Origin of the sequence: Gottfriedia endophytica (assembly GCF_017814275.1) — a bacterium.
Taxonomy (GTDB): domain Bacteria; phylum Bacillota; class Bacilli; order Bacillales; family Bacillaceae_G; genus Gottfriedia; species Gottfriedia endophytica.
The window spans coordinates 44,058-55,892 of the sequence record NZ_JAGIYQ010000012.1 but is presented as its reverse complement, the minus strand read 5'-3'; the positions used below and the strand labels follow the sequence as shown (position 1 = coordinate 55,892).

The 11,835-nt window shown below is 30.8% G+C and carries 11 protein-coding genes; 10 read left to right on the top strand and 1 reads right to left on the bottom strand.

The window, feature by feature from the left end; genetic code table 11:
- Positions 1-2 precede the first annotated feature (2 nt).
- The 6 genes from J5Y03_RS15435 to J5Y03_RS15410 all read left to right on the top strand — a co-directional run bounded on the left by J5Y03_RS15435 (position 3) and on the right by J5Y03_RS15410 (position 5,570).
- Positions 3-1,142, top strand: coding sequence for a winged helix-turn-helix domain-containing protein (locus J5Y03_RS15435; protein WP_209406892.1), 1,140 nt, complete (start codon positions 3-5; stop codon positions 1,140-1,142).
- Positions 1,143-1,212: 70 nt separating this feature from the next.
- Entirely contained in the window at positions 1,213-1,527 is a 315-nt protein-coding gene (locus J5Y03_RS15430; protein ID WP_209406891.1) for an MFS transporter, read from the top strand.
- On the top strand, positions 1,434-2,474 hold the full coding sequence (locus tag J5Y03_RS15425) for an MFS transporter (protein WP_209406890.1): 1,041 nt from the start codon (positions 1,434-1,436) through the stop codon (positions 2,472-2,474). The genes J5Y03_RS15430 and J5Y03_RS15425 overlap by 94 nt, the downstream gene beginning before the upstream one ends.
- A 169-nt stretch (positions 2,475-2,643) precedes the next feature.
- Positions 2,644-3,537: a YitT family protein gene (locus J5Y03_RS15420; protein WP_209406889.1), complete on the top strand. Its 894-nt coding sequence runs from the start codon at positions 2,644-2,646 to the stop codon at positions 3,535-3,537.
- 483 nt (positions 3,538-4,020) lie between these two features.
- The gene (locus J5Y03_RS15415) at positions 4,021-4,884 is read left to right on the top strand and encodes a 5'-3' exonuclease (protein ID WP_209406888.1); all 864 of its coding nucleotides are present in this window, start codon (positions 4,021-4,023) and stop codon (positions 4,882-4,884) included.
- 179 nt (positions 4,885-5,063) lie between these two features.
- Positions 5,064-5,570 carry a GNAT family N-acetyltransferase gene (locus J5Y03_RS15410; protein WP_209406887.1) on the top strand — a complete coding sequence of 169 codons (507 nt, stop codon included), beginning with the start codon at positions 5,064-5,066 and terminating at the stop codon, positions 5,568-5,570.
- A gap of 113 nt (positions 5,571-5,683) precedes the next feature.
- On the opposite strand, the gene J5Y03_RS15405 is transcribed toward J5Y03_RS15410, so the two are convergent.
- The gene (locus J5Y03_RS15405; protein WP_209406886.1) at positions 5,684-5,815 is read right to left on the bottom strand and encodes a DUF4023 domain-containing protein; all 132 of its coding nucleotides are present in this window, start codon (positions 5,813-5,815) and stop codon (positions 5,684-5,686) included.
- A gap of 211 nt (positions 5,816-6,026) precedes the next feature.
- On the opposite strand from J5Y03_RS15405, the gene J5Y03_RS15400 reads away from it, so the two are divergent.
- The 4 genes from J5Y03_RS15400 (at position 6,027) to J5Y03_RS15385 (ending at position 11,822) form a co-directional block, all read left to right on the top strand.
- The gene (locus J5Y03_RS15400) at positions 6,027-7,499 is read left to right on the top strand and encodes a hypothetical protein (RefSeq protein WP_209406885.1); all 1,473 of its coding nucleotides are present in this window, start codon (positions 6,027-6,029) and stop codon (positions 7,497-7,499) included.
- Positions 7,500-7,627: 128 nt separating this feature from the next.
- A complete protein-coding gene (locus tag J5Y03_RS15395) occupies positions 7,628-8,074 on the top strand; it encodes a CoxG family protein (RefSeq protein ID WP_209406884.1) in 447 nt (148 codons plus the stop codon).
- Positions 8,075-8,589: 515 nt separating this feature from the next.
- Complete coding sequence (locus tag J5Y03_RS15390; RefSeq protein WP_209406883.1) at positions 8,590-11,016, top strand: heavy metal translocating P-type ATPase; 2,427 nt, start codon at positions 8,590-8,592, stop codon at positions 11,014-11,016.
- A 14-nt stretch (positions 11,017-11,030) separates the two neighbouring features.
- Positions 11,031-11,822 carry a hypothetical protein gene (locus J5Y03_RS15385; protein WP_209406882.1) on the top strand — a complete coding sequence of 264 codons (792 nt, stop codon included), beginning with the start codon at positions 11,031-11,033 and terminating at the stop codon, positions 11,820-11,822.
- Positions 11,823-11,835: the final 13 nt, after the last annotated feature.

The window sequence follows — 11,835 nt, the reverse complement described above, 5'->3', positions numbered from 1 at the left end:
TTATGAAAGAAATACATTTAAATAATAATGACTTTTCAGTTTCATATAAAAGTGAAAAGATCCTTTTATTGCCAAAGGAGTTTAAACTATTAGAATATTTATTTGATAACGTTAACCAAGCACTTTCAAGGGAAGCCATACTGAATAAAGTTTGGCCACTATCTGATCCTACAGATAGAACAATTGATGATCATGTGTATAGATTAAGAAAAAAGTTATCACTTTGGGATGACGTTTCAATTGAGTCAGTCCGTGGAATAGGCTACCGTCTAATCATACAAAAAGAAGAAAATTCTGTGAATGTTTTACAATACGATAAAGAGTTTATTGAAACAATGAACAGGTTATTTCAAAAATATGTGCAATATGGACAGGGAACAGGTTTAAAAACAGTCATGTTAAACCATGAATATTTAAATATCCCATTCGAAAATAGAAAAGAAATTTATCTTCATTATGTTCAAGGAGAATTTGAATGGTTCATTACAGATTCTAATCATTCAATTTCTGAAAAAATGTTTTATATCTTACATATTTATTCCTTAATTCAGTTTGATATGGATAAAACGCAGTTAATTTTTAATCATGTAGTAAAATCGAAAAGATTACCATTAGAATTACAACTTGAATTAGAAAAGTTTGGGATTATTGGTATTGAATTGAATAGTGGTAATTTCGAAAACGCATTAATAAAAATAAATCATGCTAAATCAATGATTGATGAAAAATTAATTGATCCTAGTTTACTAGTTTATGTTATGAATCAAGAATTAAAATTAAATTTATATACTAAAGACAGTATTCAGTTTAGAAAAAATAGTCAACATGCAGAAATGTTATATGAAAAATATCCTTTTTTAAGGGAAAAAGGAACGCTTTACATTTTGAAAGGCCTTGGTGAACTTTATTTGAAAAATTTAAAAGAAGGGATTTTCTTTATTGATAAAGGCCTTGAGACCTTATCCAATTCGAAGTATATACCTAATGAAATAGCTGGAATTAAAGACATATTAGTTATAGGTAATTTCTTGGATATAAAAGTTCCTGAGAAATACAAAAAGAAATGGCTACTTTTTTCTACTAAATATAATTTTTCTTCTTTAACTGTTAGTCTGGAAAAAATAATAAATCAGTTTCTCTGATATTCCTCTGACATTTACCTGATATCCTAAATCTACCGTTCAAACAATACGGTAAGATAGGATGAAGGAAATGAAGATTGATGCATTTAAACCATTACAAATAAGTGGTTTCCGTAAATTATTTTATGTAGATATCTTTTCAAATTTTGGGGTTTGGTTAGATTTATTAGCCATTAACGCTCTAATCTCTTTTCAATGGGGTTTAGATCTTAGGGCAAATGCTGTAGCAGTAACTAGTATGTTTTTACCTTATATACTTATTGGACCATTTGCATCTGTTTGGATTGATCGGTGGTCATATGTTCAAGTGATGAGAGCTACCACTTTTTTACGTATTTTATTCGTTGCACTTTTTTTGTTTCACCTCATTATTGGAATCTACTAATTATCATTTTTATAAAATCAGCTTTATCATCAGCTTTTGGTCCTGCACGCCAAGGAATTATTCATGAAGTTGTACCAAAAGAATTTCTTGCAGAAGCATCTTCTTTAAGCCAAATGGTATTAAATGCGACCAAAATTGGGGCACCTGCAGTTGGAGGTACCCTGCTTACAATCGTAAAACTCGAAACAATCTTTGTAATTGAATGTCTCTTTTTCTTTGTATCTCTTTTATTTATGATTAAGTTTCCTAAATTAATAGATGAAGAGATAAGAAGTAATGAGAATAATAAAAATTCCTATTGGAAGGAATTTAAAGCTGGTTTTTTATTCATTAAATCAAGCTATTTGTTGTTTTCAGCAATAACAATGGTATCAATATCAATGTTTATTATTTACTTATATGATAGTTTTTTTGCCCCTTTGTCTCAAAATTTAGGTTTAGATAAAACAGGGTATGGTTTAATAAGTAGCTCTTTAGGGGCTGGATCTGTTATCGGGTCAATCCTAAGTGGAGTGTTTAGTCGATGGAAAAAAAATCCTCTACTTTACATGACTTTCGGGAGGATAATATCTGGTTTTCTTTTACTTGTAGTAGGTTTTGGCTGCTATGGTTTTGCTAAAGAAAATTTATTTTTTTGGATGGTTATGTTTTTTGTCATTGGATGTATTGGTACTGCATTATTTATTCCTTTGGGATATATTCTTCAAATAGAAACACCTCAGCATATGATGGGAAGGATGTCTGCTTTTTCGACTGCAGTTCAAAGTATCGCTAGTTTGCTAGCACCGATTATAGGAGCATTTATAGGAAATTTGTTTGGTCTGGGAAGTATTTTTATTGGAGCAAGTGGTTTGTTTATTATTCTAGGCTTAATTTCATTAATTTTCTTAAAATATAAAAGGCAAATGTCAATTCTAGAGGAAGTAAAAGATGTTTCTATGAGCTAATCAGGTTGCGATTTTTAAAAATAATATTAAATTATTGCAGATGCTGAAAACGTTTTATTATTTTAAAATTCTGTATTTAAGAAAAGTAGTTGTCATGCACTAAAAAAAGTTTTATTCTCTTCTTATAAAATTAAGAAATTAAATAGAAATTTGGAGTTGACCTTGTAATATGTCTAAACTAGGTGACGCAGACTACGTTCCCGAAACACCCTTACTAAATTTTTCATTCTTTAAAACTCGCAATGCAGAATTAATTATGCAACTGATTGTAATCTTGGTTGCATCTATTTTGTATGCCATTTCCATGAATATGTTTTTTATTCCACACAATATGATTAGCGGTGGATTTGCAGGAATTGGAATGATTATCGGTTATTTGACTCATTATAATATTGGGATTTTAATTTTTCTTTTAAACCTTCCTTTATTAATTTTGAGTTACCGTAGTTTAGGGAAAAAAATAACCTTTTTAACAACTTATTTTATTGCAACATCATCACTTGCGATGAATCTTATTCCTGTAAAACAGCTTTCAAGTGATATTTTATTGTCTTCCGTATTTGGAGGATTGCTGTGTGGAGCAGCCACAGGTATTGTATTTAGGTTTGCTGCTTCTACAGGAGGATTTGACATTGTCGGCTTAATGATCGCAAAGAAAAAAGATGTGTCGATTGGAGCAATTATTTTTGTTTTCAATGCCTTACTGCTTGTTTTTGCTGGTTTTATTTTTGGCTGGAATATCACACTATATACTTTTATAAGTCGATTTGTTGTGAGTAAAACAATCGATGGAATTCATACGAAACACATTAAATTAACCGTAATGATTGTGACTGAAAAAGGCGTAGAAGTTAAAAAAGCCTTGTTAAATAAATGTATTCGTGGAGTAACAATGATTGATGCTGTAGGTGCTTATACTGATCATGAAAAGAAAGTAATTTATACAGTTATTACACGGTACGAATTAAGTGAAGTGAAACGACTTGTTCGTCAAGTTGACGCTCATGCATTTATAAATATAACCGAAACGGTTGAAGTTGTTGGCCGTTTTAAACGTATATAAGATTCAAACTATTACCGTAGGAGCAAAATCCTACGGTTTTATTTTTTGGCTCTTTTTTTAATTGTTGTTTTTTGGTTATATAATTTAAAAGACAGAAGTTGATTGGAACGGAAGGGTGCTCGACTCCTGTGGGAAATGTGTGAAGGCTGAGACCCCACAGGAGCGTATGCGACGAGGAGGCTCAGCTCACGCCCCTAGGAAAGCGAGCATCCTGGAGTGGAAATCAACTTACACATACTGTAATTGCAACAATGTCTACGAACGTAGACACTCCTTATGAAAAACGGTTTAACGAGACACTCAGTGAAAAGGGTTGGGATTATCGTAAATATCAACAATGGAGTAAAAACTTAAATTATTAAATAAGGTAGCTAGTGTGATAGAAAGAAATCGTATATAATGGTAATCGTTCAATTAAGACATAAAGTAAAGTTAAATGATAAAATATGAGAATAAAATAGAAAAAGATAGAAGAGGTATGTTATGAAAAAAGAACTTATGATAGTTGATGGAATGGCTCTATTATTTAGGTCGTTTTATGCTACTGCAATTAATAATTACTTTATGATAAATAGTAAAGGGATCCCTACAAATGCAATTCACGGGTTTGTAAAACATTTATTAACAGCAAAGAATTCATTTAATCCATCTCATATTATTTGTTGTTGGGATATGGGATCAGCAACATATCGATCAGAAATTTTTTCAGATTATAAAGGGAATAGACCTGAGGCTCCAATTGAATTAGTTCCACAATTTAGTTTAGTAAAAGATGTAGTTGAATCATTTGATATTCCAAATATTGGCCTAAAAGGATATGAAGCAGACGACTGCATTGGAACAATTGTTAAAGATTACCACAACGAATTTAACATTACGATTGTTACGGGTGACAAAGACATTTTACAACTAATAAATGAGAAAACAAATGTTGCAATCTTAAGTAAAGGTATTGGAAATTATGATATCTATACAAATGAAAGATTTGTTGAGGCTTATGGTATTTCACCTAATCAATTTATTGACGTAAAAGCATTAATGGGTGATTCAAGTGATAATTACAGTGGAGTAAAAGGTATCGGAGAAAAGACTGCTCTTAAGCTGATAAAAGAATACAATACAATTGAAGGAATTTTAGAGAATTTAGATTCTGTCTCAAAAGGAATTAAAACAAAAATTGAAAATGATCTTGAAATGTTAGAGATTTCGCAAAAATTAGCAGGAATTAATTGTGATGTACCTTTGGAATACAACATAGATCATTCAGAAGTAATAATTGATAAGCTTAAAGTTTTAAAAATGTTTGAAGAACTTGAATTTAAAGGTCTGGAAAAAATGATCAATTAAAGTTTGAATTTATGAAGGGGTAATACTCGAGAATCTGAGTATTAACCTTTTTTTATTTGGAAGTAAAGGCACAGTCTTTTTTATGATTTTATATAGCTTATATTTATGACGAATAAAGGGATCTAATTTCCACCTGGAGAATAATACAGTAAATAATATATTTTTCAGGAGGAAATAGCATGTCTGTTCTTCAAACCGAGCGATTAATTATGAGGTATTGGAAACAAGAAGATAGTGAAAAGGTAGCAAAAATTTGGGGAAATACTGCTACAATGAAGTATTGTGCTGGGGCAATGACTGATGAATTAATAAAAAATGTAGTGAATTCTTATATAAGATTTCAAGAGGAAAATGATTATTCGATTATGTTTCCGATTGAGCTGAAAGAAAATAAAGATATAGTAGGTGTCTGTGGTTTTCAAAAAACACAGGAAAAGGATGTTTTTGAATTCATGTATCATTTTAGAGAGGATACATGGGGGAAGGGATATGCATCTGAAGCAGCAAGTACTGTGTTAGATTATGGAATAGATAAACTTAAGCCTAAAAAGATTATTGCAGGTGCAGCAATCGAGAATATCGGATCATTGAAAATTCTTGAAAAATTAAATTTTACATTTTTAGAAGAAAAATGGTTCGATGACACACAAATGAATGGAAGATATTATGAACTAAAAGTAAATTAAATTTACTTAATTAGTAGCTTTCTGGCATTCAATAAAATAATATTTAAGCCATGATAAAAAAATCATGGCTTTTCTAACATAGTCAAACATGTTCTGATTTTTACATTTTAATCTTATTTGTTCGTTCCGTGTTGTTTTGTAGGTAATTTTTTGCCGTCGTTATTAGTAGCCTGACGTTCTTTATTTCTTTCATCTTTCTCCTGTCTTTCGTGTAATTTTTCTACAAATTCATGAGTATCTTCCATTGATTTTCCTCCTTAAGTTTTATCTACTTTTTACTTTAACCATTTACATTTAATTGATTCACACTATTTGATGTTCATGCGTTTAAATTTTCTCTTTAGTGAAGTGTTTATTTTAGGACTTTTCTCAATATGTATAGTAATTTTGGGTTAAATAGAAAAAGATTCGGGTATCTTGTTTTTAGATATCTCTATTTAATGAAAGGAAAACTAAATGCAACGGATCGAATTTAAAGAAAAAAGTGTCGAAGTAGCTATTTTCCAATTCATTTTTCCATTTTCATTTAAAGAAGGAATAGAACAAAAAATATTTCCTTTTTTATTAGAACAGCAATTTAAACATTTTAAACTAGATCACTTGGAGTATGAAGATGCATTTTATGGAGATTACGGTGTCTCTCATCGAGAAATGGAAGCTTATTTTCTCCCGTTTACGAACCAAATTCTATTTCCGTTTACTGAACATCAAAAAGGCTTCCAAAGATACTCAAAAGCTCTTAATATAAATGCTTACTTAACAACAGATTTTGTGCGTATTCCCTTTCAGGTTCATTCGATTGATGTATTATTATGTCCTTATGAGCTTGGTTTTTTAACAATTCGAACTGAGATAAAAAAAGCAAAGGATTTATCATTATCAGACGCAATAGAGTTTGCATCTTGCTTCCGTGTGCTTGAACCGAAAAAGGAAAGGGATAGTAAGACAAATATTGAATGTGACGGAGAAATTTATCATCAAGTAAAAAATTTTATCTTTCATAAATTGTTTGATGGAATGACAGAATTCTTTGAAAAGAAGAATATTAAAAATGCATATTTCGAAAGATTTCCTTTTTTTGAAGATGAAAGGATGTATGTACAATCTTTAATCTCATTAAGTGAAAATGAAACAATCGATTTAGCAGATGTTTATCGTTCTGGCAGTTTTTCAGGTTTAACTCTTGATGGTAAGCCGTTTATTAGTGCTAACAACCTTTCTTATATTTCGAAATATCTAGAAGAACACGGTTTTTTTCGATGGGCACCAGATACGTATTTTTCAATGGAGGAACATAGTTTTACTTGTATTACAAATGAGAACAGTAAAATGACGTCTATTCTAGCAAGCCAAATATATGGTGAATTGTATTATGGGGTAATCCTAAATTTTTTTCATAAAATAGTCCTATTAAAAATGGCGTATGAATATTCCGAGTTAAATTTAGAACGAGATAAAAAAGAAATAGAAAAATTGATTTATTCAATCAATGCATTTACGGCTAATTACTTCTTTTTAGAATTAGCTTCGCAGTCCCAGGGAAGAGATATTTTTGAACACTTAAGGAAAAGCTTCAACATTGAATTATTATATTCTGATGCAAAACAAACTCTACATAGCTTAATAAAGTACCAAGAAAATACGAACGCCAAAAAAGATAGCCTATTATTGTTAGTATTGACGCTTTATTCTGTCATTGGGCAAATGTTCGGCATGAATCTTGTTACAAGTGATTTTATTGGAAAAATTAAATGGAAGCATATGTTATCATACAACCCTTTAGAGTATTTAGCTCTTTTTGTGGCTTGTACTGGGGTAATTATTTCGCTTGGACTAGGAATACAAAGTATATACCAATGGATTGTAGATCGGAAAAATAGGAAAAAATGGTTTCATCAAACTGTCCTTTCTTCAACAAAAGAAAAGTGAAGACTTAACTAAAAGAAGAACGCGGGTTAAAAGCCTCGCGTTCTTAATTATTCAAATCAAAAATATAATTATTTACTATATGGATAGTTTACAAAAAATCTTAGAAATTAAAGGACAGGTGAAAATATATGAAAATAAATAACCAATTTACCATTAACGCCAAAAAAGATGATGTGTGGAATTTTTTTATGGATGCTGAAAAAATAGCTGAATGTGTTCCGGGTTGTAAAGAAATTTTTATGATTAGTCCAACAAAATATGATTCTGTGATAGATGTTAAAATTCAATTTATGACGATCACATTTAAAACTAGAGGTGAACTTTTAAAAGCAATAGATAAAGAAAGAATCATTGTAGAAATGAACGGGAAATCAATTGGTTTTGGATTGTTTCAAAATAAATTGACTGTAAATTTACTAGAAATTGAGAATAATGAAACATTAGTAGATTATGAGATGGATATACACTTAACAGGTAAGCTAGCATCACTTGGGAAAGTTTTGATGAAAGGAACCATTACTAAAACATCTGAAGAATTTGCTGAAAACGTTCAAAGGTTATTTCAATATTCTTAAATATGAGAATACTAAATTAAACAAAAAAATAGAACTTGAGAAGGTTCTATTTTTTTGTTTAAAACAGTGGTTCAACATGTAATTTATAATTGAACAACTAACAAGAAAAAAAGTTGAAATTTATTGACACATACACTAGGGGGGTATAGTATATATAGTGAGAAAAGAATTTTCAGTTACTTAACTTAGAAATCATATCAAATTGTTTCAAAAACAAAATGTTGTACATCTTAATCATGAACGAATGAATTGTCTAGAAAAAACACAAGTTTGAAAACTAAAAAAGGTATGCCAACGAAATATTTGAGATAAAGGATTTATTAAAAAGGCTATTTTTTTAAAGATTGTTGCTTTTAGATATGTAAATAGGAAAACAGCCATTAAATAATCAATTTAAGTTAGTGTTTTGGTAGTCTTCAAAATAAGTAATTGAAAAGTAAAACATAGGAATTTAGGTTTCTGTTTTTTTTTACAAAAATGAATACCCCTAAGGAGTATGGTCTGGAGGTTTGGAGATGAGTAAAACAGAGTTTAAAGAAACCAACATACAAATTTCAGGAATGACTTGTGCAGCATGCGCGAATCGAATTGAAAAAGGATTAAATAAATTGGAAGGTGTAGAAAAAGCAAATGTAAACTTCGCACTTGAAAATTCTACAATTAAATATGATCCAAAGATAACTAATCTAATCGATTTCCAAGAGAGAATAGAAAAATTAGGATATGGAGTAATAACTGAAAAAGCGGATTTTACAATAAGTGGAATGACTTGTGCTGCATGTGCCAATCGAATTGAAAAAGTCATAAAAAAAGATCCAGGAGTATTAAACGTAAATGTTAATTTAGCGTTAGAAACTGCATCAGTAGTATATAATCCTTCTGATATTACAGTTCAAGGGATAATCGATAAAATCAATAAACTTGGATACGGTGCAAAAGTTAAAGATGAAGAAAATCAAAAAACAAGTGATCACCGTCTGAAAGAGATTGAAAATCAAAAAGGAAAATTTTTGTTCTCATTGATTCTTTCTTTTCCACTATTATGGGCTATGGTCAGTCATTTTTCGTTCACGTCATTTATTTACCTGCCGGAAATGTTTATGAATCCATGGATGCAATTTTTACTTGCTACGCCAGTTCAATTCATAGTTGGTAAGCAATTTTATATTGGAGCTTTTAAAGCGCTTAGAAATAAAAGTGCAAATATGGATGTTTTAGTTGCTTTAGGTACTTCTGCGGCATATTTTTATAGCTTGTATATGTCAATAAAAGAATGGGGTTCACATTCGGTTGAACTATATTATGAAACAAGCGCAGTATTAATCACATTAATCATTTTAGGAAAATTATTTGAAGCAAAAGCAAAAGGGCGTTCTTCAGAAGCAATAAAAAAATTAATGGGTTTACAGGCGAAGACGGCAATAGTTGTTAGAGATGGGATTGAAAGAGAGATTCTACTTGAAGAAGTTAAAGTAGGAGACATTGTATATGTTAAACCAGGTGAAAAAATACCTGTTGATGGAGAAATTGTAGACGGAAATTCTGCTTTAGATGAATCGATGTTAACTGGTGAGAGCATACCAGTTGATAAATCTATTGGAGATTTTGTTACGGGCGCTACGATTAACAAAAATGGATTTTTAAAGATAAAAGCCAAAAAAGTAGGGCGAGATACCGTACTTTCTCAAATTATAAAAGTTGTTGAGGAAGCTCAAGGTTCAAAAGCTCCTATTCAACGTTTAGCAGATCAAATTTCTGGAGTATTTGTTCCAATAGTAGTAGGTATAGCAGTAATTACCTTTTTAATTTGGTTTATCTGGATAAATCCAGGTGAATTTTCAGTTGCATTAGAAAAGTTGATTGCAGTTTTAGTTATTGCTTGTCCATGTGCATTAGGATTAGCAACCCCGACATCAATCATGGCAGGTTCTGGTCGTGCTGCTGAGTATGGAATTTTATTTAAAGGTGGAGAACATTTAGAAACTACTCAAAAAATCACTACTGTCCTATTAGATAAAACTGGAACAGTGACTAATGGAAAACCTGTATTAACGGATGTATTAGTAGAAAAAAGTATAAATGAAGAAGAATTTCTATATTTAATCGGATCAGCCGAAAAACGATCTGAACATCCACTTGCAGAAGCACTTGTAACTGGAATTCAAGAGAGAGGAATTCAATTAGGTGAACTAGATGAATTTGAAGCGATACCAGGGTATGGAATTAAAGCTATTATTCAATCGAAGGAAGTTTTAGTTGGTACAAGAAAACTAATGAGTGTTAACAATATTGATGCTCCACTAGCAATACCAATTATGGAAAAATTAGAGAATATCGGAAAAACAGTAATGTTAGTTTCAATTAATGGTCAATATGCCGGTTTGGTAGCAGTTGCAGACACAATAAAAGAATCATCTAAAAATGCTATCTCTCGTTTAATTGAAATGGGTCTCGAAGTAATTATGATTACAGGAGATAATGAAAGAACTGCAAAAAACATTGCCGAGCAAGCTGGAATTAAGAATGTTATAGCAGAAGTGTTACCAGATGGAAAAGCAAACGAAGTAAAAAAACTTCAACAATTAGGAAAAAAAGTCGCCATGGTTGGGGATGGAATAAACGATGCTCCTGCTCTAGCAATGGCTGATATTGGAATGGCAATTGGAACAGGAACAGATGTTGCGATGGAAGCAGCTGATATTACATTAATTCGTGGAGATTTAAACAGTATTGCTGATGCAATTTTCATGAGTAAAAAGACGATTAGAAATATTAAACAAAATTTATTTTGGGCATTTGCTTATAATGCAATTGGTGTTCCAATTGCTGCAATGGGCTTTTTAGCTCCTTGGGTTGCTGGTGCTGCTATGGCCTTTAGTTCTGTTTCAGTTGTTTTAAATGCACTACGTTTACAAAGAGTGAAATTAGACCATTTAAAATAAAAGGAGAAATTACGATGAAAAAATGGGTTCTTGCTGCTATTTTATACCTTGCAGTAGCAATTGGTGGGTTTACCATATATGAAAATTTTTTCCAAAATGAATCGAATGGTACACATGAAAAAATGGATGGTCATAATGATGACATGATGCACCACGAGACTAATGAAAATGAAAGTGAAGTAAATACTGAACTTCAGTATCAAAATGGATTAATTACCATTTCTATAAAAAACAAATCAGGAAATCCAGTTACTCAATTTGAAGTAAACCATGAAAAGATCCTTCATTTAATCGTGGTAAATGACCAATTAAATCAGTACTATCACCTTCATCCAAAGCAGCTTGGTAATGGTAAATTCCAAATTCAGAAGAATTTAAGTAATGGTTCGTATAAAGCGTTTATTGATATAAAACCCAAAAATTTACAGTATGTCGTAAAACCAGTTCAATTTAAGGTAGGAAAAAATGAAGTTGTTCATGAACCAAATTTAATTCCTGATACAAAACTGACAAAAGAAGTTGAAGGAAAAATAGTTTCATTAAATATGAGTTCACATAAAGCTCACGAAATGATAACACTAGATTTTAAGTTAGACACTACAAATTTAGAACCATACCTTGGTGCAATGGGACACGTTGTTATATTAGATGAACATGCTACTCATTATCTACATGTTCATCCAAAAGATAATGGTAAACCAATATTTGCAACTGAATTCGATAAACCAGGTATTTACAAAATATGGGCTGAATTTAAACAGAATGGTGTAGTACGCGCGTTTCCGTTTGTAGTGAAAATCAACTAAATTGTAAACAACA